The organism is Paraburkholderia sp. BL27I4N3 (genome assembly GCF_003386115.1).
Taxonomy (GTDB): Bacteria; Pseudomonadota; Gammaproteobacteria; order Burkholderiales; family Burkholderiaceae; genus Paraburkholderia.
The window spans coordinates 6,882,355-6,907,761 of the sequence record NZ_QREJ01000001.1 but is presented as its reverse complement, the minus strand read 5'-3'; the positions used below and the strand labels follow the sequence as shown (position 1 = coordinate 6,907,761).

22 protein-coding genes are annotated in these 25,407 nt (G+C 62.1%); 6 read left to right on the top strand and 16 right to left on the bottom strand.

Annotation, left to right across the window (positions count from 1 at the left end):
* Positions 1 to 3: 3 nt before the first annotated feature.
* Complete coding sequence (locus tag B0G71_RS31440) at positions 4 to 885, bottom strand: NmrA family NAD(P)-binding protein (protein WP_116146699.1); 882 nt, start codon at positions 883 to 885, stop codon at positions 4 to 6.
* Between the two features lie 240 nt (positions 886 to 1,125).
* On the opposite strand from B0G71_RS31440, the gene B0G71_RS31435 reads away from it, so the two are divergent.
* Together B0G71_RS31435 and B0G71_RS31430 are read left to right on the top strand one after the other, a co-directional pair.
* Positions 1,126 to 2,130 (top strand): alpha/beta hydrolase, encoded by a 1,005-nt coding sequence (locus tag B0G71_RS31435; protein ID WP_116146697.1) that lies wholly within the window; start codon positions 1,126 to 1,128, stop codon positions 2,128 to 2,130.
* 62 nt (positions 2,131 to 2,192) lie between these two features.
* Complete coding sequence (locus tag B0G71_RS31430) at positions 2,193 to 3,161, top strand: alpha/beta fold hydrolase (protein ID WP_116146695.1); 969 nt, start codon at positions 2,193 to 2,195, stop codon at positions 3,159 to 3,161.
* A 202-nt stretch (positions 3,162 to 3,363) separates the two neighbouring features.
* Here the strand turns inward: B0G71_RS31430 and B0G71_RS31425 are convergent, their stop codons facing one another.
* From B0G71_RS31425 to B0G71_RS31390, 8 genes are all read right to left on the bottom strand, one after another.
* The gene (locus tag B0G71_RS31425) at positions 3,364 to 4,566 is read right to left on the bottom strand and encodes a betaine/proline/choline family ABC transporter ATP-binding protein (RefSeq protein ID WP_116146693.1); all 1,203 of its coding nucleotides are present in this window, start codon (positions 4,564 to 4,566) and stop codon (positions 3,364 to 3,366) included.
* On the bottom strand, positions 4,563 to 5,216 hold the full coding sequence (locus B0G71_RS31420) for an ABC transporter permease (protein WP_116146691.1): 654 nt from the start codon (positions 5,214 to 5,216) through the stop codon (positions 4,563 to 4,565). Before B0G71_RS31420 ends, B0G71_RS31425 begins: the two co-directional genes overlap by 4 nt.
* Before the next feature lie 15 nt (positions 5,217 to 5,231).
* Positions 5,232 to 6,128, bottom strand: a complete 897-nt coding sequence (locus tag B0G71_RS31415; protein WP_116146689.1) for a glycine betaine ABC transporter substrate-binding protein — start codon at positions 6,126 to 6,128, stop codon at positions 5,232 to 5,234.
* Positions 6,125 to 6,841 carry an ABC transporter permease gene (locus B0G71_RS31410; RefSeq protein ID WP_116146687.1) on the bottom strand — a complete coding sequence of 239 codons (717 nt, stop codon included), beginning with the start codon at positions 6,839 to 6,841 and terminating at the stop codon, positions 6,125 to 6,127. Before B0G71_RS31410 ends, B0G71_RS31415 begins: the two co-directional genes overlap by 4 nt.
* A 527-nt stretch (positions 6,842 to 7,368) precedes the next feature.
* The gene (locus B0G71_RS31405; RefSeq protein WP_116146685.1) at positions 7,369 to 10,392 is read right to left on the bottom strand and encodes an FAD-binding and (Fe-S)-binding domain-containing protein; all 3,024 of its coding nucleotides are present in this window, start codon (positions 10,390 to 10,392) and stop codon (positions 7,369 to 7,371) included.
* A gap of 33 nt (positions 10,393 to 10,425) precedes the next feature.
* A complete protein-coding gene (locus tag B0G71_RS31400) occupies positions 10,426 to 11,175 on the bottom strand; it encodes a 2-keto-4-pentenoate hydratase (protein ID WP_116146683.1) in 750 nt (249 codons plus the stop codon).
* Positions 11,176 to 11,213: 38 nt separating this feature from the next.
* Positions 11,214 to 12,500: an MFS transporter gene (locus tag B0G71_RS31395; protein ID WP_116146682.1), complete on the bottom strand. Its 1,287-nt coding sequence runs from the start codon at positions 12,498 to 12,500 to the stop codon at positions 11,214 to 11,216.
* Positions 12,501 to 12,713: 213 nt separating this feature from the next.
* Positions 12,714 to 13,934: an alanine--glyoxylate aminotransferase family protein gene (locus tag B0G71_RS31390; RefSeq protein ID WP_116146680.1), complete on the bottom strand. Its 1,221-nt coding sequence runs from the start codon at positions 13,932 to 13,934 to the stop codon at positions 12,714 to 12,716.
* A 161-nt stretch (positions 13,935 to 14,095) separates the two neighbouring features.
* On the opposite strand from B0G71_RS31390, the gene B0G71_RS31385 reads away from it, so the two are divergent.
* Positions 14,096 to 14,821: a GntR family transcriptional regulator gene (locus tag B0G71_RS31385; RefSeq protein ID WP_116146678.1), complete on the top strand. Its 726-nt coding sequence runs from the start codon at positions 14,096 to 14,098 to the stop codon at positions 14,819 to 14,821.
* A gap of 597 nt (positions 14,822 to 15,418) precedes the next feature.
* Entirely contained in the window at positions 15,419 to 15,808 is a 390-nt protein-coding gene (locus B0G71_RS31375; RefSeq protein WP_116146676.1) for a hypothetical protein, read from the top strand.
* Positions 15,809 to 15,892: 84 nt separating this feature from the next.
* On the opposite strand, the gene B0G71_RS31370 is transcribed toward B0G71_RS31375, so the two are convergent.
* The 4 genes from B0G71_RS31370 to B0G71_RS31355 all read right to left on the bottom strand — a co-directional run bounded on the left by B0G71_RS31370 (position 15,893) and on the right by B0G71_RS31355 (position 20,475).
* Positions 15,893 to 17,224, bottom strand: a complete 1,332-nt coding sequence (locus B0G71_RS31370) for an MFS transporter (RefSeq protein WP_106281570.1) — start codon at positions 17,222 to 17,224, stop codon at positions 15,893 to 15,895.
* A gap of 60 nt (positions 17,225 to 17,284) precedes the next feature.
* Positions 17,285 to 18,238 carry a hydroxymethylglutaryl-CoA lyase gene (locus B0G71_RS31365; RefSeq protein WP_116146674.1) on the bottom strand — a complete coding sequence of 318 codons (954 nt, stop codon included), beginning with the start codon at positions 18,236 to 18,238 and terminating at the stop codon, positions 17,285 to 17,287.
* Positions 18,235 to 19,428 carry a CaiB/BaiF CoA-transferase family protein gene (locus tag B0G71_RS31360; RefSeq protein ID WP_116146672.1) on the bottom strand — a complete coding sequence of 398 codons (1,194 nt, stop codon included), beginning with the start codon at positions 19,426 to 19,428 and terminating at the stop codon, positions 18,235 to 18,237. Before B0G71_RS31360 ends, B0G71_RS31365 begins: the two co-directional genes overlap by 4 nt.
* 111 nt (positions 19,429 to 19,539) lie before the next feature.
* Positions 19,540 to 20,475 carry a LysR family transcriptional regulator gene (locus tag B0G71_RS31355; protein WP_116146670.1) on the bottom strand — a complete coding sequence of 312 codons (936 nt, stop codon included), beginning with the start codon at positions 20,473 to 20,475 and terminating at the stop codon, positions 19,540 to 19,542.
* A gap of 105 nt (positions 20,476 to 20,580) precedes the next feature.
* Here B0G71_RS31355 and B0G71_RS31350 point away from each other — a divergent pair, with 105 nt between their 5' ends.
* Together B0G71_RS31350 and B0G71_RS31345 are read left to right on the top strand one after the other, a co-directional pair.
* The gene (locus B0G71_RS31350) at positions 20,581 to 21,540 is read left to right on the top strand and encodes a GlxA family transcriptional regulator (RefSeq protein WP_116146668.1); all 960 of its coding nucleotides are present in this window, start codon (positions 20,581 to 20,583) and stop codon (positions 21,538 to 21,540) included.
* 97 nt (positions 21,541 to 21,637) lie between these two features.
* The gene (locus B0G71_RS31345; RefSeq protein WP_116146666.1) at positions 21,638 to 22,396 is read left to right on the top strand and encodes an SDR family oxidoreductase; all 759 of its coding nucleotides are present in this window, start codon (positions 21,638 to 21,640) and stop codon (positions 22,394 to 22,396) included.
* 89 nt (positions 22,397 to 22,485) lie between these two features.
* On the opposite strand, the gene B0G71_RS31340 is transcribed toward B0G71_RS31345, so the two are convergent.
* The 3 genes from B0G71_RS31340 to B0G71_RS31330 form a co-directional block, all read right to left on the bottom strand.
* Positions 22,486 to 23,232, bottom strand: a complete 747-nt coding sequence (locus tag B0G71_RS31340) for a winged helix-turn-helix domain-containing protein (protein ID WP_116122749.1) — start codon at positions 23,230 to 23,232, stop codon at positions 22,486 to 22,488.
* An 815-nt stretch (positions 23,233 to 24,047) separates the two neighbouring features.
* Positions 24,048 to 24,413: a response regulator gene (locus B0G71_RS31335; protein WP_116146664.1), complete on the bottom strand. Its 366-nt coding sequence runs from the start codon at positions 24,411 to 24,413 to the stop codon at positions 24,048 to 24,050.
* Positions 24,414 to 24,433: 20 nt separating this feature from the next.
* Positions 24,434 to 25,405 (bottom strand): chemotaxis protein CheX, encoded by a 972-nt coding sequence (locus B0G71_RS31330; protein ID WP_116146662.1) that lies wholly within the window; start codon positions 25,403 to 25,405, stop codon positions 24,434 to 24,436.
* Positions 25,406 to 25,407: the final 2 nt, after the last annotated feature.

Genomic DNA, 25,407 nt, shown 5'->3' with positions numbered 1-25,407 from the left:
CGGTCAGGCGAACCGTGCCGCGTGCTTCCTGATAAACACCTGTACCGTCATTGGCGGCGTGCCGGTCAATTCCTCGATGAAGGAATTGGTGCCGGCAAAAACGCCTTCCTGGTAATCGACGGCAACCGACAGCAGATGCTGCGTGAACGTGTCACTGAATTTTGCATCGGTATCCAGCCGTTTTTTGAACAGGTCGAGATCGACCGGTTGATACGTGACCGTCCTACCCAACGCCTGGCTCATCTCGGCCGCAATCTCATGGTGATTCATCTCGACCGGCCCGTAGAGCGGATAGACCTTGCCCGCGTGCGGCGCCGGATCGCGAAGGATCGCGGCAATCACGCGACCCTGATCCTCGGCTGCAATCGGCGCATGGCGCCCTTCGCCAAAGGGCAGACGCAGCATCCCGTCTTTTTTGATGGACGCGACTTGACCCGGGTAGGTCAACCATTGAGCGAAGAACGTGGGGCGCAGATGTGTGACCGGCGTGCCGGCCCAGTCGAACACCTGTTCCGAGATCCAGTGGTCTCGCGCGGCATGGCTTTTCGCTTCACGGCGAGCCGAAATCTGCGACATGTTCACAATCGATTCGATTCCGGTCTCACGGGCGGCCTGTGCAAACGAAGCGCTGGCCGCTATCCCACCGGCCTCGATCGGATAAACGAAATAGGCTGATGAGATCCCTTGAAGAGCGCGTGCGACGTCGTCGATATCCGAGAGGTCGCCAACCAGCACCTCGACGCCTCGCGAGCGCAGCCGTTCTGAACGGGCGTCCTCGCGTCGCACCAGGGTTCGTACCTGTTCGCCTGCAGCCAAGAGGGTATCTGTCGCTGCTCCGCCCGTGTCACCAGTCGCGCCTGCGATAAAAAATTTACGAAAAGCCATTTGAAAGCTCCGCTCAATTCATTAATTGGGAAGATGGTGAGTGCTTCAGTCACCGGATCTGAACTGGAGTATAGTCATAATCCTGAGCGGCGATAGATAAGAATTCCGTACTAGTCTTTTTCGGAATGCCGTTCGCAACGTAGCCGGCAAGCGGGTGTGGCTACGTTCGCGAATGCACGCTGCAAGTGGAATTCAAAGACCGCGCCCGCCGACGACCGTCCATCGGAGAATGTTCCTGCCATGCTCGCCCACACCTTCGCCTCACCTCGTCACTCCACACGCTATTGGGAGGCCGGCCCCGCCGACGGGCCATTGATGATCTTCCTGCACGGCTGGCCCGGGGTCGGTCTGATGTGGCGTGCGCAAATCGAAGCTTTCGCGTCGACGGGCTGGCGCTGCATTGCGCCGGACATGCGCGGATACGGCGGCTCGTCGACTCCGGGCGCGCCCGATGCCTATGCGCTCAAGGAGGTGGTCGACGACATGGTCGAACTTCATGACCATCTGGGCGGGAGTCCGGCCATATGGGTCGGCCACGACCTGGGAAGCCCGGTGGCCGGGGCGCTTGCTGCGCATCACGCGAAGCGCAGCCGCGCCATCGTGTTCGTCTCCGTTCCGTATATGCCCGAGAGCTTCGGGTTGCGCAGTCTGCTGCCACTGGTCGACCGGACGCTCTATCCGGCCGACCAGTATCCGGACGGGCAATGGGACTACTACCGTTTCTATCTGACGCATTTCGACCAGACCGTTACCGACTTCAATGCCGACATACCAGCGACACTGGCGGCGATCTACCGGTCTGGAGACCCGAAGTCGGTGGGCCGCGTCTATCGCTCCGCGCTGGTTTCGCGCAATGGCGGCTGGTTCGGCTCGGCACGTCGTGCGCCGACGGTGGCGCCGGACGAGACGCTCTGGCCGACGGCCGACTTCGACGCGCTGGTCGATGCGTTCCGTTTGACCGGGTTTCGTCCTGGTAACGCCTGGTATCTGAACGATGATGCCAACATCGCCTACGCTCGAACTGCGCCCGACAGCGGCCGCCTGAGTCAACCCGTGCTGTTCGTGAACGGCGAATTGGATGGCATCTGCGACATCATGCGCAGCGTTCTCGGCGAGCCCATGCGAGATGCCTGCACGGATATGGCGGTAGCGACGCTGGACGCGGGCCACTGGCTTCCGCTCGAACGCAAGGCTGAACTGGTCCAGGCCATCCGCGCCTGGCTCGAGGCGAAGGCGCTGTCGTAGCCATGACGAACGAATATTGACCCGCATCGGGTCCTGCACATCGACTAAAGGAGTGGAATGACATGAGCGCCTCCGACAGCAATGGCATCAAACAATACGACATTGCGACCAACGGCATTACCTTGCATGTGACGGAGCAAGGGGAGGGACCGGCCGTGCTGTTCTGCCACGGTTTCCCGGACACCGCCTATACGTGGCGGCGGCAGATGAAGGCCATTGCGTCGGCGGGTTTTCGTGCGATTGCCCCGGATATGCGCGGTTATGGACGAAGCTCGGCTCCGGCCGACGCAAGCCTCTACACACCGTTGCACACAACAGGCGACCTGATCGGCCTGCTCGATGCGCTAGAGATTCCCCGCGCCATCCTCGTCGGTCATGACTGGGGTGCGACGCATGCGTGGAACGCGGCGTTGATGCGCCCGGACAGGTTCGCGGCGGTGTTCTGCCTCAGCGTCCCTTTCGTGCCGCGCGGAGACGTCAGTGTTTTCGACAGGATGCGAAAGGCGGGACTTCAAGACAAGTTCTATATGTTCGAGCAGATTCGGCCTGACGCTGACGAAATCTGGGCTAACGCCGCGGTCACCATTCCCGGCATTCTGTATTGGGCATCGGGCACTGCGCCAGCCGGCCAGCAGTGGAGTCCAATGGATCCGGCTCGGAGCCTTTATCGCACTGCTCCCGGACCGTTGCCTTCGTGGGCGTCCACGGACTACGTCGCGTATAACATCGCGGAATTTCAGCGTACCGGGTTCCACGGAGGATTGAATTACTACCGCGCGGCGGAGCCGTATTTCGTCCTGTCCGCTCCGTGGAAGGGCGCGAAGATCGTTCAGCCGTCGTTTTTTATCTGGGGCAAGGCCGACGGTCTGAGAGATTTATATCCGCTTAGCATAGACGACCTTCGCGCTGGCTTACCGGGCCTTGTGGGAGGACTCGAACTCGATAACGTGGGGCATTGGGTACAACATGAGGCCGCCGCCGAGGTCGGCGACCAACTGCTGAAGTTCGTGCGTACCGTTGATCTCGCATGATCGTTTCGGACACTGTCCGGTGTACTCTCTGCTCCAGGCTCCGTTTAATCGAGCGAAGAAATTGGCGGCGTAACGCAGGCTGACGGGAGTCTTCAATGACCCTTGTACTCAAAGAAGGGACATCGACCAACAGGGCCACCGGTTGTCCGCGTTGGCTCGACTCCCGCCGCCGCGCTCGCGCAGCATCAGGGCATTGCGCAGTTCACCCATGCTGAACCATCGCAGCCTGCACGGCCGCCGCTTCCGCAGCGGCAACAGCAGGCGACACGATCGCCGGCTGCCCGGTCTGCCGGCGCGAGCGCCCCGAGCTCAGATAGTCCGCAATCGAATCCTGCGTGACTTCGCCGACGTAGCGGCCGTCGCCATCCAGCACCGGCATCCATGACGAATTGAACTGGTACATCTTCGACAGCACGATGCGCAGATGCTCCTCCGCGCCGACCGTCGCCTTGAACGCGGACAAATGATCGCCGCAGACGCCTTGGCCCGTGCGCGCCGCGCGGCGCGTCACATAGCCGAGCGCCTGCTGCCTGTCATCGACGATGGTCAGGTAGCGGCTGTCGCTGTCGTCCATCATCTGGAAGGCGCGCGCGACCGGCATGTCGGCATGCGCGGTTTCCGGCTGCGTGGCGGCGTCGCCGGCCTTCACCAGCAAGAGGCGCTTCAATGTGCTGTCCTGACCGACGAACGCACCGACGAACTCGTCGCGCGGATGTGCCAGCAATGTATCCGGATGATCGTATTGCACCAGTTGACCACGCCGGAACACGGCCACACGGTCGCCGAGTTTGATCGCCTCGTCGATGTCGTGGCTCACCATGATCACCGTCTTGTTCAGTTGACGCTGCATCTGGAAAAACTCGTTCTGGATCGACTCGCGATTGATCGGGTCGACCGCGCCGAACGGCTCGTCCATCAGCAGCACGGGCGGATCGGCGGCCAAGGCGCGAATCACGCCGATGCGCTGCTGCTGGCCGCCCGACAGTTCACGCGGATAGCGCTTCAGATACTGCTTCGGATCGAGCGCGACCATCGCCATCAACTCGGTGGCGCGTTCGCGGCAACGTTTCTTATCCCAGCCGAGCAGGCGCGGCACGACCGTGATGTTCTCCTCGATCGTCATGTTGGGGAACAGCCCGATCTGCTGAATCACGTAGCCGATGTGACGGCGCAATTCGACTTCGTTCAGACCGGAAGTGTCCTCGCCGTTGATCAGCACGCGGCCCGAAGTCGGCGCGATCAGCCGGTTGATCATTTTCAGCGTGGTGGTCTTGCCGCAGCCCGACGGGCCGAGAAACACGCAGATTTCGCCTTCGCCGACAGTCAGGCTCACCGAGTCGACCGCCTTCATCTGCTGGCCGTCCTTCTGCGCAAACGTCTTGGTCAGTTTGTCGAGTTCGATCATGTCTTGTGTACTCCCTTCGGGGTCAGCAGGCGTTGCAGCGCTTGCAGCAGCAGGTCGGCGACGATCGCGAGCACGCTCACGAGAACGGCGCCCACCAACAGTTTCATCATGTTGCTCTGGCCGATCGCCCGGATGATCAGCGTGCCGAGACCGCCCGCGCCGATGACCGCGGCGATCGTCATCACGCCGATGTTCATCACCACCGCCGTGCGCACGCCGCCGAGAATCACCGGCACGGCAAGCGGTAAATCGACGAGGCGCAGCCGTTGCCACACCGTCATGCCGATGCCGATGCCCGCTTCCTTGATGCCGGGGTCGACGTTGCGCAGCGCGAGGTAGGTGTTGCGCATGATGGGCAGCAGCGAATAGAGGAACACCGCGGTAATCGCGGGCACAGCCCCGATGCCCTGGCCGAAGCGCGAAAACACGGGAATCATCAAGCCGAATAGCGCGATGGAAGGCAGCGTCAGCACGACCGTCGCCACGCTCAGCAGCGGCGCGGCGAGCCACTCGTGCCGATTGATCAGGATGCCCAGGGGTACGCCGACGACGATCGCGCAGCCCACCGCGATCCCCACGAGCCACACGTGTTGCGCGGTGAGTTGCAGCAATTCAGGCCAGTTGGCCGATAGATAGTCGAATACAGTCATAAAGAAGATCTCCGCTCAGGGCAGCTTGTGCGTGCGCAGGAATTCCGCCGCCACTTCGCGCACTGGCTTGCCGTCGATGTCGACTTGCTTGTTCATCTCCAGCATCGTGTCGTTGTTGAGCGCGTCGGAGAGCGCGTTCAATTGCGGCGCGAGTTGCGGATTCTGGTCAAGCGTCGTCTTGCGCACCACCGGTGTGGCGTTGTACGCGGGGAAGTAGTGGCGGTCGTCTTCGAGCGGCGTGATGTTGAAGCCCTTCACGCGGCCGTCCGTCGTGTAGATCAGTCCGATCGGCACCTGGTTGTTATGCAACGCGGTGTAGACGAGACCCGGATCCATCTGACGCGTTTCCTCGCGGCTGAACTGCATGCCGTAGGCGGCTTCGAGTGGCTTCAGGCCGTCCGGTCGATTGGCGAACTCCGCATCCATTGCGAACACGTGCTTCTTGTTCGGCTCCGCCGCCATCTTCGCCGCGAGTTGCGAAATCGTGCGGATGCCTGTTTGCTGCGCGACTTGCTCCGGCAAACCGAGCGCGTACGTGTTGTTCAGCGGCGAGCAGTCGAGCCAGATCAGACCACGTTTTGCATCGAGCGCTTTTACGCGTTCGTACATCGTCTTCGGATCGAGCTTCTCGGTGATCTTGTTGTAGACGATCGCGGCGGTGCCGGTGTATTCCCACGTGATGTCCACCTGACCGTTCTCCTGCGCGCTGCGCAACAGCGTGCTGCCGAGGCCGGTGCGGGCGTCGATCGTGTAGCCCTTCGCGCGCAGGTACTGCGAGGTGATCTCGGTAAGAACGTACTGCTCGGTGAAATTTTTTCCACCGAGTACGAGCGTCGCCGCGTTCGCGTGAATACTCGCAAAGAGCAATGCGCCAGCGGCGATCCAGCGGCTGCGCTTGAACAGATTCGTCATGCCGTCACCCCACGTCGCGCGAGCAGGTAGCGGCTGCCGGTCGAGACGATGCCGTCCAGAACCAGTGCGAGAATCGCGGTGGCTGCCGCGCCGAGCAATAGCTGCTGCTGGTTGTTCAGATAGATGCCGGGAAAGATCAGCGTGCCGAGACTGTCCGCGCCGATCAGATAGGCGAGCGGCGCGCTGCCCACATTGATTGCGAGCGCCGTGCGCACGCCGCCGATGATGATCGGCATGGCGTTGGGCAACTCCACGCGCAACAGCGACTGCCAGCCCGTCATGCCGAGGCCGCGCGCGGCCTCGCGTAATGCGGGCGAGACGTTCTTCATGCCTTCATAGGCATTGCGTGTGATGGGCAGCAACGACGCGAGAAACAGCGCCACGAGCGCCGGAATATCGCCGATACCGAAGATGCCGAGCGCGATCGCCAGCACGGCCAGCGAGGGAATCGTGTTGCCGATGTTGAATATCTGCATGAGACGTTCGGCGTGACGCGAGAACGAGGGACGGCTCAGCAATACGCCGGCGGGAATGCCGACCAGCAACGCGAGCGCCATGGAATAACCGACGAGCAACAGATGTCGCTTCGTGTAGTAGACCAGATCGGGCGCGTACTGATGGAGTGCGCCGGGGTCGATCGCGCGACACAGCAACGCGACGACGATACCGATGGCTACAAGACTGCCGATCAGCCTGGCAGGACGTTGAATCATGAAGATGCGCCTCCTTGTTCGAGCGACGCGCGGAAATAGCCACGCCGCACAGGCGCCGTGACGGCGCTGCGAATGGGAAGTTCGGGACGCGGCACATGCCGCGAGGTGAACCGAGTGGTGCCGGAGGTTTGTCTTTCTCCCGGCGCGAAGGCGGGGTGATTTCGCCTTCGGCGGCGGACCAGTCAGCAAAACTGGTGCCAGATCCATCGATGATGTTGGATAGCAGCGCTAGGCTCCTACCCGGCGGGGTTTGGGTGCCCCTTTTGAATACCGGTTGTTTTACCGGCAACGGGGGCGGACGCAAACTGCTGCCAGTTTGCATCTAACCCCTTCTAACTTAGCTTATCTAGCTGCAATTTCGCGGTCGAGATACTGCGATTATACGGGCGATGGGTGGCTTCGTCTACCTATGTGGTTACTGCGGAGGAGGTGGACGGAATGCTGGCTTTGATTTTTGCTTGATTTCCGCTCTCCCGCAAAAGCTCACCGGCGGGTTTTTCAACGGCTTTTTCGACTCCCGGAAACGCTCACCGCAACGCCATCGCCAGCACACGCGCCACGTGGATCGCGTCGACGCCCGCGCCATCGTGAATCTGATGCCGGCAACTCGTGCCGTCCGCGACCATGAACATGTCGCCGTCCATCTTGCGCACCGCCGGCAGCAGCGACAGTTCCGCCATCGCCTGTGACGTCGCGTAATGCTCGGCCTCGTAGCCGAAACTGCCTGCCATTCCGCAGCATGACGATTCCACCGTCGATACCTTCAATTCAGGAATCCACTTCAACACGGTTTGCACGGGCGTGAAGGCGTCGAAGGCCTTTTGATGGCAATGGCCATGCACCAGCGCCTGCTGCTTCGCCAAAGGCTTTAGCACAAGCTGCAGACGCCCGGCCTTTTCCTCGCGCACCAGAAACTCTTCGAATAGAAACGCCTGTTTCGACAACCGCTGCGCTTCGTCGCCAAAGCCATAGTGCAGGAACTCGTCGCGCAACGACAGCAAGCAAGACGGCTCCAACCCGACGATCGGCACGCCGCGCTCCACGAACGGCTTGAACAGATCGAGCATGCGCCGCGCTTCCTGCTTCGCTTCATCGACGAGACCCGCCGCGAGGAACGTGCGGCCGCAGCAAACGGGCCGCTCGCCCTGGCGCGTGTTGAAGTGCACCGTGTAGCCCGCAGCCTCCAACACCTGCTGCGCGGCGCGCGCGTTCTCCGGCTCCATGTTGTTGTTGAACGTGTCGACGAATAGCAGGACTTCTTTGAGCGCGTCACCTTGGTCTGCTTTGCGCGATGACACCGCATCGGCCAAAAACGACTTCTTGAAGCGCGGCAAGCTTCGCTCGGGCGCGAAGCCCACGGACCGCTTGAACCACGCCGACAGCACCGGCACGTTGTCGGCCAGCGCCATCAAGCCCGGCATGCGGCTAGCCGTCGACGCGTAACGCGGCATGAAAGCCACCAGCTTGTCACGCAGACGCAGCCCGTGACGCTTGACGCGCGCCGCCCGTGCCTCGATCTTGAACTTCGCCATATCGACGCCCGTCGGGCAATCGCGCTTGCAGCCCTTGCAGGACACGCACAGATCGAGCGTTTCCTTCACGCCGTCGCTCGCGAGACCCGCTTCGCCGAGTTGACCGGAAATCGCGAGGCGCAAAGTGTTCGCGCGTCCGCGAGTGACGTGCTGCTCGTCCTTCGTCACGCGATAGCTCGGGCACATGGTGCCCGCGTCGAACTTGCGGCAGTGGCCGTTGTTATTGCACATCTCGACGGCCTTCGCGAGACCGCCGGCCAGATCCTTGCCGCTGCCCGGCAAGGTCTCCTGTCCGGTCAGCGGATCGCGTTCGACATTCCATGCCGACCAGTCGAGCGCAGTGTCAATGCGATGTTCCTTGTAGCCCGGCGCGAAGCGAAAATTGCGCGCGTCGTCCATCTTCGGCGGACGCACGATCTTGTCGGGATTGAAACGGTTGTCCGGGTCGAATAGCGCCTTGATCTCGCTGAACGCCTGATTCAGACGCGGCCCGTATTGCCACGCGACCCATTCGCCGCGGCACAATCCGTCGCCGTGTTCGCCCGAATAGGCGCCCTTGTATTCGCGCACGAGTGCCGCCGCTTCATCGGCGATCGCGCGCATCTTCTGCGCGCCGTCGCGGCGCATGTCGAGAATCGGCCGCACATGCAGCGTGCCGACGCTTGCATGCGCATACCATGTGCCTTCCGTGCCGTTTCGGTGGAACACTTCGGTGAGGCGGCTCGTGTATTCGGCCAGATGTTCAAGCGGTACGGCGCAATCTTCGATAAAGGACACCGGCTTGCCATCGCCCTTCATGCTCATCATGATATTGAGCCCGGCCTTGCGAACTTCCCACAGCGCTTTCTGTTCGTTCGCGTCGGGCATCTCGACGACCGAATCGGGCAAGCCGAGATCGGCCATCAATTCCGTGAGCTGCTTGAGCGAAGCAAGTTGCGCCTCGCGGTCCTCGCCCGCGAACTCCACCAGCAGAATGGCTTGCGGCTCGCCGACTAGCGCCTTGCCGATCACCGGACGAAACGCCGGATTGCTCATCGCCAGATCGATCATCGTGCGATCGACCAGTTCCACCGCCACCGGCTTCAGCTTGACGATATGCTGCGTGAGATCCATCGACTGCCAGAAGGTCGGGAAGTTGACCACGCCGAGCGTTTTATGCGCGGGCAGCGGCGCGAGCCTGAGCGTCAATTGCCGGCTGAACGCGAGCGTGCCCTCCGAGCCGACCAGCAGATGCGCGAGGTTCGCGACGCCGTCGTCGGTATAAGCGCGCGGGTTCTGGCAATCGAACACGTCGATGTTGTAGCCCGCCACGCGGCGCAAAACCTTCGGCACGCGTGCCACGATTTCGTCGCGCTCGCGTTCGGCGATCTGCTTCACGCCCGCAAGTATCTGCTGCAAGCGCGCGCCTTGCGGCGCCTCACGCAACGAGGCGAAATGCGCTTCGCTACCGTCGGCGAGAATCGCATCGATCGATTCGACGTTGTGCACCATGTTGCCGTATTCGATCGAGCGCGAGCCGCACGAATTGTTGCCGGCCATGCCGCCGATCGTGCATTGCGCGGCGGTCGAAACATCCACCGGAAACCATAGTCCATGCGGCTTGAGCCATGCGTTCAAATGATCCAGCACGACGCCCGGCTCGACCGTCACCGTGCGCGCTTCGGCATCGAAGGCGACGATATTGTTCAACCACTTGCTCGTATCGATCACCAGCGCTTCGCCGACCGTCTGGCCGCATTGGCTCGTGCCCGCGCCGCGTGCGAGCAGCGGCACTTTCTCGCTGCGCGCGATTTCCAGTGCGATGCGCAGATCGTCCTGATCGCGCGGCACCACCACGCCGATCGGCGTGATCTGATAGATCGACGCGTCGGTCGCGTAACGACCGCGGCTCGCCGCGTCGAACAGCACGTCGCCGCGCAGCGATTTGCGCAGATGCTGCGCGAGCGGACTCGTCAGCCGCGCGGCGGACGGAACGAGGTGGATCGGCTTGACGAGTAAAGCGGAAGTGGGGTTCGTCATATCGTCGGCCTATGGCAAATACAGGGGAAGCGGCTAGTACAGTGTGAGACTGACTGGTGCGAGTCCTCCAATGCGCCCGCTCGCCGTACCCGCCGTCTTCGGAAAAAACATGCCGGTGTATGAGCCGGCCGTGACGACCATCTCAGGCGTCACGGCAATGCCGCGCGACGTGGCGTGATTGACGAGCCACGTCAGCAGGCGCCGCGGATCGCCGGCCGGATTGGCGGGCGTGGCTTTAACCACATCCTGTCCGTCGAAATCGAATTGCAGCGAAGGCGCCACGAACGGAAAGTCCTCGCGATACGGCGTGAACTCGCCCACGATCAGCGCGCCGTGATTCTGCAAGTCCGCGAGTTGAGCGAGCTTGTCGATGGCGGGCCACCCGGCGTAGCGGCTCGCGACGATTTCGATGGTCGCGCCGATCGAGCCGATACTCGCCAGCACTTCGGCCTCGCTATATGGCGTGGCGGAAACATCGAAGCGCCGCCCGAAACGAAACGCGATTTCCAGTTCGAGCCCCAAGGGCGTGAAGTCTTCGTGCGGCAAACGGGCGCCATCGGCATGCAGGTCGAGGTCGGGTAAGGGCGCGCCCTGAATTGGACCGCTCTCGGACTTCGCGCCGATTTTCCAACCGGCGATCCGCGCGCCGCATGCGCCCAGGATCTCGTGCTGGATTGCGTAGGCCGCGGCGGCATCGGCTGGAATTTGCTCGGGCGGCAACGTGTCGAGCGTAGCGTGATTGCGGCGTGCGTCGGGGAGAAGCCGGCTAAGTGCTGTCGTCATAGTGTCGTCATGCGGAGAGGGGAAACGGCGCGGCGTGCTCAAGCGCCCATTCCCGTGGCGACATGCGCTTTGTCAGCCGCGTTGAGCGCGAATTTGCTTTCCGGCTGCATGCGGAACGCGAGCACCACGCCGATCGCCATCAACAGCATGCTGCCGACGAACGGCAATTCCCAGCTGCCGAAGTAGTCGATCAGAAAACCGCCGACCACCGGCGAGATGATCGCGGCCAATGCCGAGCCGGTGTTCATCATGCCGCTCGCCGTGCCCGAATATTCCGGCGCGATGTCCATCGGAATCGCCCACATCGGACCGATCGTCATTTCTGCAAAGAAGAAGCCGGACGCGAGACACGCCATGGACAGATACAGGCTGTGCGTGAACATCAGCGGAATCAGCGAAAGCAGGCAGAAGAACATGCAGACCGACACCATCCAGCTACGTGCGCGCTTCAGGCTGCCGGTGCGTGTGAAGACCCAGTCGGTCACGATGCCGCCGAGCGTGTCGCCGATCACACCGGCGAAGAAAACCACCGAGGCGAAGATCGCCGACTTCTGTAATTGCAGGTGATAGCTGTGCAGAAAGTATTGTGGAATCCAGCTCAGGAACAGCCACAGCGTCCAGCCGTAGCAGAAGTACACGATCGTGACCGGCCACATGCGGCGAAACAGTTTGCCCCACGGCACGCCGGCGGCTTTCGGCTTCGGCGCGGGCAGCACGGCGAGTTCGTCACTCGTGATACGCGGATGGTCTTTCGGATGTTCGGTAAACGTGAAGGCCCACACGGCGACCCACAACAAGCTGAACACGCCGCAGATATAAAACGATTCGCGCCAGCCCCAGGTCGCCATCACCAGCACGATCAGACCGGGCGCCACCGCGTTGCCGATCCGCGACGCCGCGTGTGTGATGCCCTGCGCGAAGCCGCGCTTTTCCTTGGCGACCCAACGCGCCATCGCGGACGTGGCGGCGGGAAACGTCGCGCCTTCGCCGAAGCCGAGCAGCACGCGCGCGGCCAGCAGCGAAACCAGCCCGCCGGCGAAACCCGTCAGCAAAGTGGCGACGCCCCAGATCGCGCCGCAAAAGATCAGCGTGCGTTTCGCGCCGAAGCGATCACTGACCCACCCGCCGATGATCTGAAAGATCAGATACGGATACGCGAAGGCCGAGAACACCAGGCCAACCTCCGTATGCGAGAGATGGAATTCCTTGCCGAAACCCGCAGCCGCAGTGCTAACGTTGACGCGGTCGAGGTAGGTGATGAAGTACATGATGCAGAGCATCACTAGAACGATACTGGTCGCACTGGTCACACGAAACCGCTTCATCGTCTATCTCCATTGCATGTGTCGACGGCGGGCCCGAGATGGCGCGCTGCGTCGTTGTCCGGCGGCGGCTCGCGCCGCGGGACCATTGCATTCGTTCGTGCCGCGTTCTGTGCGCGGCTTCGTGAGGGAAGTGCTCCCCGCCTTCCCTGTTCCGCGAGTCGCTGCTGGCTGCGCTTCGCTCGATGCCCCAAAGAGACAGCGTTCGGGGCGTACTCAGGCCGCGGCTTTCAGGCCGGATGCCTTCGTCGGCTGGCTCAACCACTCCATAGCGGCAGGTAAACCACTTTCCTTGAGCGGCACGCCTGCGAGCCGCAGACCCATTTCGCAGCCGGCCAGCGTGGCCAGCAGCATCAGGTCGTTACAGTCGCCGAGATGGCCGATGCGGAACATGCGCCCTTTCATCTTGCCGAGGCCCGTACCGAGCGACATGTCGAAGCGTTCGTAGATGAGCTTGCGCACCGCATCGGCGTCGATGCCGTCGGGCATCATCACGCCCGTGAGCACCGGGCTGTACACCGACGGATCCGCGCACTGAATTTCCAGGCCCCACGCACGCACGGCGCGACGCGTCGCTTCTGCGAGACGTTCGTGACGGGCAAACACGTTGTCGAGCCCTTCGCCGAGAATCATTTCGAGCGCTTCGTTAAGGCCGTAGAGCAGGTTCGTGTTCGGCGTGTACGGCCAGTAACCGGTCTTGTTCATCTCGACAATCTCGGTCCAGTCCCAGAAACTGCGCGGCAGTTTGGCCTGCTTGCTGGCGGCCATGGCTTTCGGCGAGATCGCGTTGAAGCTGATGCCCGGCGGCAGCATCAAACCTTTTTGCGAGCCCGAGACGGTGACGTCGACGCCCCATTCGTCGTGACGGTAGTCCGCACACGCGAGGCCCGAAATCGTGTCGACCAGCAGCAAGGCCGGATGACCCGCGGCGTCGATTGCACGGCGCACGGCGGCAATGTCGGAGGTCACGCCCGTGGAGGTTTCGTTGTGCACCACGCACACGGCCTTGATTGCGTGTTGCGTGTCGGCACGCAGACGCTCCTCGATCATTTGCGGCTGCACGCCGCAGCGCCAGCCTTCAATGCCTGGCAGGCCGAGGAACTCCGGCTTCAGCCCGAGGCTTTCCGCCATCTTTTTCCACAGCGTGGCGAAGTGGCCGGTCTCGAACATCAGCACGTGATCGCCGGGGCTCAGCGTGTTCGACAGCGCCGCTTCCCAGGCGCCCGTGCCCGAGGCCGGGTAAATCACCACGGGCTGCTGCGTCTTGAAGATTTTCTTGATGCCGTCGAGCACCTTCAGACCGAGTTCGCCGAACTCTGGGCCGCGGTGGTCGATGGTCGGGTAGCTCATCGCCCGGAGGATACGGTCGGGCACCGGGCTCGGACCCGGGATCTGCAAAAAGTGACGGCCAGCGGGGTGAAAGTCTAGCTTGAGCATTGGGCTCCTCCGATTGAATTTTGCATTCAAAAAACTATATCAGACGACATGTGACGATCCCAAGGCGAAAATTGCGTATCGTCACCGGTGTTTACCCGCGCTGTTAACTAATCTTTCAGCTTCCGATAAAATCCGAGTTAATGGATGTTGAGGACTTTTGTATGCAAAATTCGGATTTCGAGGCGAGCATTGCCACTTCCCCACTGATGCCGAAGGTCGAGCGGCAACGCTTGCATGACACGGTGGTAGAGCACATTCGGCGCTTCATCGTCGAAGGCGTGCTCGAGCCGGGCAAGAAACTGAACGAGCGCGAGCTATGCGAAACGCTCGGCATTTCACGCACGCCGCTGCGCGAGGCACTGAAGGTGCTGGCCGCCGAAGGGCTGATCGAGATTTCGCCGAATCGTGGCGCGTCGGTGTCGAAGATGTCGGAGGCTGAATTACGCGAGACCTTCGAATTGATGAGCGGCCTCGAAGCTTTTTCCGGCGAACTGGCGGCCGAGCGGATGACGGCGGCTGAACTCGCCGAGATCAAAGCGCTGCATTACGCAATGCTCGCGTGCCGCGCGCAGAACGATCTGGCTGGGTACTACAGCCGCAATCAGGCGATTCACGACAAGATCAACGAGGCGGCCAGAAATTCAGCGCTGCGGCAGACTTATGTCTCGGTGAATCGCCGCTTGCAGGCGCTCCGGTTCCGGTCGAACTTCCAGATTCCGAAGTGGGACAGTGCGATTCATGATCACGATGAAATGCTGAAGGCGCTCGAAGCGCGAGATGGCAAGAAGCTGAGTGCGATTCTTCGGCAGCATCTGCTCGATAAGCGCGATGCGGTTTTACAGGTGCAATCGCGGGAAGCGGTGGCTGCCTCTCCGTTGAAGACTTGAGGTGAGTAGAGTTAATGCATTGGAGCGCCGGTCGCGTTTAGCGTTAGTGTGAGTTTGCACGCCTGCGCCGACGGCGTGTGGGGGTAATGTCTTTCCCCCGCGCCCTCAAACGTCCGTTCCCCTCGTTTCCCCACACGCTGCGGTGCGGCGAAACCTTCGCCCCCAAAGAAAGACCGTCCTACACATTAGGCAGGTGTCTCGCTTGAGATTCAGTCCCTGCCTACAGCGTCTGCCCGCTCTGGCCGATGGGCAGTTGCAGCCCGTTGCGCCATAAGGGCCTGCAGTTCTACACGATCAACACTGCGACCGATTACCACTGCGCACCTCTTTTCACGCTCGATATCATGGCATTGAAGAGTTTGTGAACGGTCCCGTGTAGGCATCGTGGCCGGAACCGTGCAGCAGTTCGGCAACGACTCAGGACCGGTTGCCGAGCGTCCGCGCGGTTTTTCGCGGACATGACTTCGCACTGGGGCACGTCATCACCTACGAGATGAAGATCAACGGCAGGCGGCCATTGTCGGCTAGCCTGCGATGGGTTCCGACAGCTCAGCTTGGCTACGCCTGACGCCAACGACGTACGAACAGGAAGGATTCATGGACCTCAATATCGTCGAGCAAGTCGCATTGACGTTGCGACGCGCGGGCGAACACAGACGGCTGGTTCCCTACCAGCGCTTTCATGCGCTCTTCGACCCCATGGATCCGCTGTCCAGCCGGTACGCCGCGCTAGAGAAAGCTGTTGCTCTTCTGGCTGGGGAGAGCGGCGTCGACTACGGTGCGCTACTCAGTTTGGCGAATGGACTTGCGGGAAAGGAATTTTATTTGCGCTTCAGGCGCAACAGATTCGACGACTATCTGGCTGTCATGGGCAGTCAGATGCACGAACATTCGTTAAAGAAAAAGAGGTGTCTCGTTGAAGCAGAGCGTGCCCGCGTTTTCGATGATGCAACGTTGTCGAAGCCGACCCGGCGGTCGGCGACGTGAGCAAACTCAAAGTCGGCGATGGGGTTCACATCGCCATGAGGACGCCTTGCTGTTGTCGGCGGACAAAGCCGGATTCGCGGCACCTTAACGCGCGGCTTCCCTGCGTCGCAACGAATCAGGCAAGCCGTAGAGCACGATCAGCGCGCACACCAGGCTCATCGTACCGATCACATACAAGGCCGGCGTCGTACTGCCGGTCAGGTCTCTCACACGCCCCACCATGATCGGGCTCACAATCCCGCCGAGTTGGCCGAGCGTGTTAATCAACGCGATCCCACCCGCCGCGCCCGCGCCCGTGACGAGCTTCGGCGGCAGCGCCCAGAACGCTGGAATCGATGCGACCACGCCCGCCCCCATCACAGCCAGCGCGACGACCAGCAACGCCGTCTGCTTGTCGAAGAACCCTGCGGCAAAGAAGCCGATCGCCGACATCACCAGCAAGCCGAACACGAACTTGCGCCGCTCGCCGCTCGCATCAGACAAGCGCCCGACCACTACCATGCAGATTGCGCCGGCAATATAAGGCACCGCCGTCAGCAAGCCGATCACCGTCGGGTTGTTCGTACCCGCCACGTGAATCAGATGCGGCGCCCAGAAATTCAATCCATACGACGCCACCTGAATCAGGAAGTACACCAGCCCCAGCGTGAGAAAGCCCGGCGTCCTGATGGCGCCCATCAACGAATGCCCGGTATCCGGATGACGGCTCTGTTGCGCAATCTGCCCCGAAAGAAAAGACTTTTCCGCGGGCGACAGCCAACCTGCATCCTCGATACGGTCCTTCAACAGTTTCAGCACCAGATAGCCCAGCACGATGCACGGCAACCCGCCGAGCAGAAACAGCCAGTGCCAGCCCGGCATGCCGAGCACGCCGTTCATGTGTCCAATCACGAGTCCGGCAAGCGGCGCGCCGACCAGGCCGGAAAACGCGGACGCGAGAAACAGCATCGACGTGATACGCCCGCGATAGCTCGGCGGAAACCACAGCGTCAGGTAATACAGCACGCCCGGCGCGAAGCCCGCTTCCATGGCGCCGATCACGAAACGCAGCCCGTAGAACTGCCACTCGTTGCTGACGAACACCATCGCGGCCGTCGCCAGTCCCCACGAGATCATGATCCGCGCGATCCAGCGCCGTGCGCCGACCTTGTACAGAAACAGATTGCTTGGTACTTCGAACAGCACGTAACCGATTACGAACAGGCTGGCACCGAGGCCATAAGCGGTGTCGGACAAGCCGAGGTCGCTCTGCAACTGGAACTTCGCGAAGCTGATGTTGATGCGGTCGAAGAACGCAAACAGATAGCAGATCATGATCAACGGCATCAACCGCCACGCCACTTTGCGGATGATGGCCGCAGCATCGTTCGAGCTGTGCTCGCGGTTGCCGGTTGCGACTGCGCCCAGGTCACTCATGTTCGTCTCCAATGCCGGATTCGGCGAAGCCGTCCGGTCGTCTAATCGATTAGGAAAATATCAAATTTGTAGAACGTATTCGGGTACGGGATGCAGGTCGCGGTTACGGCCTGCCTTCGCCAGTTGCCCCGGGACGTCGTGGCCGAGCAACGCGGGCAAGCCGCGCGACAACGCGATCAGCTTTTCCAGATCGATCCCGGTGGGGATGCCCATTTCGTCGCACATGTTCACGAGATCCTCCGTGCAGATATTGCCGGACGCGCCCGGTGCGAACGGACATCCGCCGACGCCACCCAATGCGGCATCGAAGCGGCGCGCGCCGGCTTCGTATGCCGCCAGAACATTCGCAAGACCCAGCCCGCGTGTGTTGTGGAAGTGCAGCGTGAGCGCGGCGGCCGGCAGACGTTCGAGCACGCGTGTGACGAGGCGCGTCACCTGGCGCGGGTTCGCCATGCCGGTCGTGTCGGCAAGCGTGATGCCCTCGATGCCCATCTCACGATATGTATTGACAATGCCGATCACGCGGTCTTCGTCGATCTTGCCTTCGAACGGACAGCCGAATGCCGTCGCCACCGACGCGTTCAACAGCACGCCCGAGCCCTTCACGTGCCGCACGATATCGCCGAACGCCACCAGCGACGACTCGCAGCTCATCCGCATATTGGCCCGGTTGTGCGTCTGACTCGCGGACATCACGAGGTTCAGTTCATCGGCACGCGCAGCCAGCGCGCGTTCGGCGCCCTTCAGATTCGGGATCAACGCCACGTAGATCACGCCCGGTTGCCGCTCGATCTGCTGGAACACCGCCTCGCCGTCACGCAACGCAGGAATCGCTTTCGGCGAAACGAAGGAGCCGGCCTCGATGCGGGTGAAACCCGCGGTGGATAGCGCGTTGATCAGCGCGATCTTGTCGGGCGTATCGACCCATGTGGGTTCGATCTGCAAGCCGTCGCGCGGCGCGACTTCCTGCACGATCAGTTTGTCAAATTGCGGGGTGTTCAAAACGCGAGTCATTGCACGGCTCCTTCGCGGCGCAGCCGCTCGATTTCGTCGTTGGCGAATCCCAGTTGGCTGAGCACGCTGCCGGTATGCTCGCCTAACGTCGGCCCTTGCCAGCGCACTTCGCCCGGCGTGTCCGAGAGCTTCGGCACGATCCCCGGCATCTTCACCGACGCGCCGCCCGGCAGTTGCGCCTCCAGCAACATGTCGCGCGCCTGGTAGTGCGGATCGGCGACGATATCGGCCACCGAATAGATGCGCCCCGAGGGCACTTCAGCACGTTCGAGCGCCGCCAGCACGTCGTCGGTGGAATGGTGCGAAGTCCATTCGGTGATGGCCTGATCGAGCATCGCGCAGTGCCGAACGCGGCCGTCGTTGCGCGCCAACGCGGGATCGTCGGCGAGATCGGGACGGCCGATTACCTGCATCAGGCGTTTGAAAATCGGATCGCTATTACCGGCGATCACGACGAAGCCTTCGTCTTCCGTGCGATACGTATTGGACGGCGCAATGCCAGGCAACGCGCCGCCGCTCCTCTCGCGCACATGGCCGAGCAGATCGTATTCCGGCACGAGGCTTTCCATCAGATTGAACACGCTTTCGACCAGCGATACATCCACCACCTGGCCTTCGCCCTGCCCCGTCTTCACACGCAGCAGCGACATCAGCGCGCCGATCACGCCATGCAGCGACGCAAGCGAATCGCCGAGACTCACGCCCACGCGCGCCGGTGCGCCATCCACTTCGCCGGTCGTGTAGCGGATGCCGCCCATCGCTTCGCCGATCGCGCCGAAGCCAGGACGATCGCGATACGGACCACTCTGACCGTAGCCGGAAATGCGGACCATCGTCAGTTTCGGATTGACAGCGTGCAGCACGTCCCAGCCGAGGCCGAGCTTTTCGAGCGCGCCGGGGCGGAGGTTTTCGATCACGACGTCGGCGTCGGCCGCGAGCCGCTTAACGATCTCGACACCGTCCGCCGACTTCAGATTCACGCAGATGGACTTCTTGTTGCGCGACTGCAGATACCACCAGAGCGAGGTGCCCTCGTGCAGCTTGCGCCATTTGCGAAGGGGATCGCCGCTCTCGGGCGCTTCGATCTTGATGACGTCGGCGCCGAACTCGGCCATGAGGCGCGCGGCAAACGGCGCGGCGATGAGGGTTCCGATCTCGATGACGCGGATACCCTGAAGGGGTCCACCCATAATGCTGTCTCCGATGCTGGTTTCGTGTTGGGAGACAGCTTATGAGCGGTAAGACCGCAGCGTCCAACCGCAAATCGCCAACGACCGTTCGCGAACGGCGAACGCTCTCCTTCAAGCGTTGATGGGCTGGGCTTCCGACGCTTCGACGGTGCGCAGATGGTCGAACAACAGGCGGCTCACCGGCGACAAAGCATCGACATCGCGCACCACCAGCACGAGGCTGCGCGCCGACCAGTCGTCTTCGAGCGGCGCACCGACGAGACCCAGCGGCCGGCCCATCAATTGATACACCTTCAGCGGCAACACGCCGACGCCCATGCCGGCCTGCACCATCCGGCAGACCGCATCGAAGCCGGGCACGTGGATGCGCAACCGCAACGGCTTGCCCGCCTGACGTGCGGCGAGATGCGTGCGGGCGTTGATGGAACTCGCGGCGTGCAGACCGACGTGATCGCCATCCAGCGTTTCGACGAAGGCGACGCTTTCGCGCGCCGCCAACGGATGATCGTCGCGCATTACGAGCACCAGCGAATCGTGCCGGTAGTGTTCGACGTGCAGATCGCGCGTGTCGGCGTCGCCGGAACAAATGCCGACGTCGACGAGGCTGTCGTTGACGGCTTCGACCACGCCGCCGCTCGGCCGCTCTTCCAGATCGAGCTTGACGCGCTCGTGCCGCAACTGGAACGCGCGCAAATCTTCCGGCAGGAATTCGACGATCGCCGAGAGGTTGGCCATCATGCGCACATAGCCGCGCACGCCGCTCGCATGGCCGGCCAGTTCAATGCCGATGTTCTCGATGTCGCGCATCACGCGGCGCGCGTGATGCAGCAGCGTTTCGCCCGCCGGCGTAAGCGTCATGCCACGCGCGTTGCGCTGGAACAGCGTGGCGCCGACCGCCTGTTCGAGTTCGAGCAGACGCTTGCTCGCGGCGGAGACGGCAATCGCCTCGCGCTCGGCGGCACGCGTGAGCGTGCCTTCCTCGTAGACCGCGAGAAAGAGTTGCAGCGTGGTGAGGTCGAGCCTTCGGAGAAGGTTTTTGATTACCATGACGGGGCGCCGCGTTGTTGTGCGATCCGCCTATTCTGACGCCAGACGCAAAAAATAGGTGCCGTGCCCTCGCGGATTCCGCCATTCGTCAAAGGAAGTCTTCCGATGCCCACCGTCGCGATCGCGATCTTTCCCGGGGTGCAGGCGCTCGACGTCGCCGGTCCGGTCGACGTGTTTTCCGAAGCCAACCGCTTCATCGCGCCCGCGGATGCCTACGAGGTCAGGTTGCTCAGCGCCGAAGCCGCCCCGCTGCGCGCGTCCAACGGCATGATGCTGGTCGCCGACGCCACCTTCGACACGGCGCGCGGTCCATTCGATCTTGCGCTGGTCGCGGGCGGCCCGGCGCTACCGGACGTGGTGCCTGATGCGCCACTGCTCGAGTGGTTAGCGAACGTCGCCACAAAGTGCGGCCGCTACGGTTCGATCTGCACCGGCGCGTTCGCGCTCGGTCACGCAGGCCTGCTCGACGATCGCAACGTGACGACGCATTGGCAGCACGCCGCGCAACTGGCGGCGCAATTTCCAAAGGCGCGCGTCGACTTCGACCGTATCTATCTGCGTGACGGGCAACTCGTTACGTCGGCCGGCGTGACCGCGGGCATCGATCTATCGCTCGCTTTAGTTGCGGAGGATCACGGGCCGCACACGGCCCTCGCCGTCGCGAAACGTCTGGTGGTGTTCGCACAGCGGCAAGGCGGCCAGTCGCAATTCAGCCCCTACCTGACGGCGCCCGCCGACGACACCTCGCCAGTCGCCAAGGTCCAGGCGCACGTCATGGAACGGATTCGCGAGAGCTTTTCGGTGAAGCAACTCGCGGATGTCGCAGGCATGAGCGCCCGCAACTTCGCGCGCGTGTTCGTGCAGGAGACCGGCGTGACACCGCATGAATTCGTCGAACGCGCCCGTGTGGATGCGGCGCGCAAGCTGCTCGAAAGCAGCGGTGCGGCGCTCAAGGCGATTGCGTACGACTGCGGCTTCGGCACGGCGGATCGCATGCGTATCGTCTTCACTAAACGGATCGGCGCGACGCCGATGCAGTATCGCGAGCGGTTTCGCCCGGCTTGACGTGAAGCGCATGCACCGGGGGTGAGAGCGGCCGCACGCGGAAAAATGTCGCGTGAGAAAATAGCCACCTTTTCAGGCCAACAATCTCAAGGACGACATGACCACTTCTTCTCCGATCCGCGCGATCGTCACCGGCCACACACGCGGTCTGGGCGCGGCGCTCGCCGAACAACTTCTGGCTCGCGATATCGCCGTGCTGGGATTGTCCCGCTCGCGTCACGAGACGCTCAAAGCGCGCTTCCCGGCGCTGCTCGAAGAAATCGAACTGGAACTGGCCGACACCGCGCGCGTCGCGCACTGGATCGCGAGCGATGCGCTGCGTGGATTTGTCAGCGGCGCGCAGACGGTTCTGCTGATCAACAACGCGGGCATGGTGCAGCCCATCGGCCCAATTGAAGGACAAGACGCGGCATCCATCGCGACCGCCGTGAGCCTGAATGTCGCCACGCCCTTGATGCTGGCCAGCGCGCTCGCCGCAGCCGCCGTCGATGCAAGCGACCGGCGCATCGTGCATATTTCCAGCGGCGCCGCACGCAACGCGTATGCCGGCTGGAGCATCTACTGCGCGACGAAGGCCGCGCTCGATCATCACGCACGCGCCGTCGCGCTCGATGCGAATCGTGCGTTGCGCATCTGCAGCCTGGCGCCGGGTGTGATCGATACGAATATGCAGGCGGAGATTCGCGGTAGCGGCGTCGAACAGTTCCCCATGCGCGAGCGATTCGAAGAACTCAAGCGCAATGGCAAACTGTCGACGCCAGAACAATGTGCGACCCAGTTGCTCGATTACGCATTGAGCGATGCGTTCGGCCAAACGCCGGTCGCCGACATTCGCGAAATCGCAAAGCCCGTGTGACGCGTTGATAACGGATCAATAAGGGAGCAAAAAGGAAGCGTATGACGCGCTCCCGAAAACCCTCACCTTTCGCCTGATCCTCCGCAAATCTACACGCCGGGCGCGACCATCACACCGCGCTCGGCCGCACCGAGTTCGCCGTGCGGCACGAACACATAGCCGCGTCCCCACACCGTTTGCACATAGCGCGGCTCGGACGGATCGATTTCGATCAGCCGACGCAGCCGCCAGATCGACACGTCCAAACTACGCCCTTGATGCAATACGCTATTGCCGCGCAGTTTCTCGTTGAGCTGCACGCGCGTGAGCACGGTCATCGCGTGATTGACGAAGATCTTGAGCAACGCGAACTCGGAACTGCGCAACGCGAAGTGCTCGTTGTCGCGGCGCAATTCGCGCGCGGAGAAGTTCAGTTCGCAGCGGCCGAAGCGATAAGGCGGCCGCGTCTCTGGCGCGCCGGGCGCGAGCGAGCCGCGCCGTCGCAGCAACACGCGAATTCGCGCGAGCAGTTCGGCCGGGTCGGCGGGCTTGCTCATGAAGTCGTCGGCGCCGAGTTCGAGACCGATCACGCGATCAATTGCTTTGCTGCTTGCCGATAGCAGAATCACGGGCACGTCGTTGCCGCTCATGCGCAAGTCGCGCAACACGGCGAGCCCGTCACCGTGCGGCGCCGAGATGTCGAGCACCAGCAACGAAGGCCGCTCCATCTCTATCACATGCTTGAGCCCGGCGGCAGGCGGACGTGCCGACACACCGCAGCCCTGGCCGCGCAATGATTCGCCCACCACGGCAGTCAAGCCGGCGTCGGCACCCACGAAAAGAATATGCTGACTCATCCAACTGATTCCAGGAGACGATCGTTTTTCAGAGACAGGCATCTGGCAGGCGGATATAGCCGATCCGCGCACCCTGTCGTCCGCGTCGCCATCTTCCCTGCTTGCGGGTGTTCTCAAAACGCGGAACAGCCCCTTAGGTTGCCAATTTCTTCCCAACTCTTTCAATGTGAAACGTGATAAGAGTCGGCGCGTGTGACGCACCGTACGAATCACCGGCTCCTCTCCCGAAAGACCTCACCTTAGAGACGGAGCACTTGGGGTTCGAGGCGAGGTGCGCGTCGGATTGCTCCCGAAAACCCTCACCTTTCGAGCTTGGGGGCAGGCCGCAAAGGCATGCTGGGCGCGGTTCGACTACTGCAAAACAGGCCACTCCCGCAAACCCTCACCTTTAAAGCCGGTGGAGTAATTTGCATACCCAGGTAAGCAGCGGCGCGCGTGCGGGCCTTCGCGGGTGATGAAGATGGGAGATTTACGCGGGAGTTGCGCACTGTGATCGTGAGCGCGGATCAATTTCGCCGATCACCGTTTTGATCCCGATGCGCGAAACGCGGAGAAAGCGGCATGGTCCGCGCATGCGGCGATAAACGAGGCGTTGCGGCGAGCGTCGCATGAATACGCGGGAGGTCCCGAATATCCTCACCTTAGAGCAGGCAGAGGCGTCCGGAAGCATCGCCTCGATCGCTGCGCCAGCCGGTTTATCGGCATTTATCCCGTGTTTCGACAGTCGCCGTGACTGCGAAACAGACTCAAACACCGGCGAGCGCAAGTCTCCCGAAAACTCTCACCTTTGCGTTCACTCGCAGCGAAATCCGCGCTCAGCTCGCCAGTTTGCGGAACGTTTCCAGCGCCGCTTCGCCCTTGAACGGTTTGACGATCCAGCCTTTCACTCCGGCTGCCTTGCCGCGCTCCTTCATCGCCGGGCTGCTCTCGGTCGTCAGCATGATGACGTTGACCGTCTTGTTCGCGAGCTCGCCGCGAATCTTCTCGACCATTGTCAGGCCGTCCATATTCGGCATGTTGACGTCGCTGATCACCAGCTTGATGCCGGGGCTCGCCTTCAGCTTGGCGAGGCCGTCCTTGCCGTCCACGGCCGTGTCGACGTCCAGACCGTTTTTCTTCAGAAAGCCGGCCACTTCGTCGCGCACCGTGCTCGAATCATCCACCACCAGAATTTTTGACATGTTTCTTCCTATGACAACACTCAGAACAGATCCAGTTCGCCTGCCTCGACCATTGCGCCGACGTCGTCCGCGACTTCCTTGAAGTCCTCCGGCGACCAGCTCAGGCTGAACACAAAACGTTGATGCAACTTGACCGCGCGGTTCGACTGCGGGTCCTTCAACCAATACGTGAAGCACAGTTGCGGATTGCCGCTGCCGAACGAGATGTACTTGTGCTTGTGATTCACCAGCAGCGGCACTTGCACCTGGCTGCGCGTCCAGGCGTCCGCGTCGCCGGCGTAGCGGTTCTTGAAGGAACCCCAGATCAGATTCGTCACTTCGCCGAGCACGCTGTTCAGGTCGCTGAAATCCGCTTCGCCGTGCCGCGCGTTATCAATCATCTGATAGCGATCAAGCAGTTCGAGGATCGGCGTCTCTTCGGCCTGCATCATCATGTAGCCGCGGCACCATGCGCTTTCCAGCGGAATCAGGCTGAACACCTCACCGAAGATGATGCGGTCGCGCACGATATACGGCGTGTCGCACGTGATGGCCAGGTCCTTGAACACATCGCCAAGAATCGCCTGCGTCATGTCGGCGATGCCACGCACCAGCGCGTTCGGATAATCCAGGCTGAAGATGTAGTCGTCGATCACCTGGCGCAGCGGCGCCATATCGTGCGCGACGTACGCGGCGCAGACCACGCGTCGCAAGCTCTCCGGCAAGCTCTCCATGCCGGGATCGCTGTCCCGGCGCATGATGATAGGCAACTCGGGGCGCACCGCATTGATCCTGATCGCGATCTCGGCGCTCGCTTCCGGCGAGCCGCCATAACTTTCGGCAAACAGCACCGCGCCCAGATCGATGTTCGAGCGCAGCACCGATTGCAGACGATTCTTGCCGACTTTCACGCCGACCAGATTGTTCTCGTCGCAAAAGCGCTTCAGCGCTTCTTTGTGCGCCGGGCAGTCGTCCAGCACCAGCACTTTGCTGACCGGCTTGTTCATGTTCATGT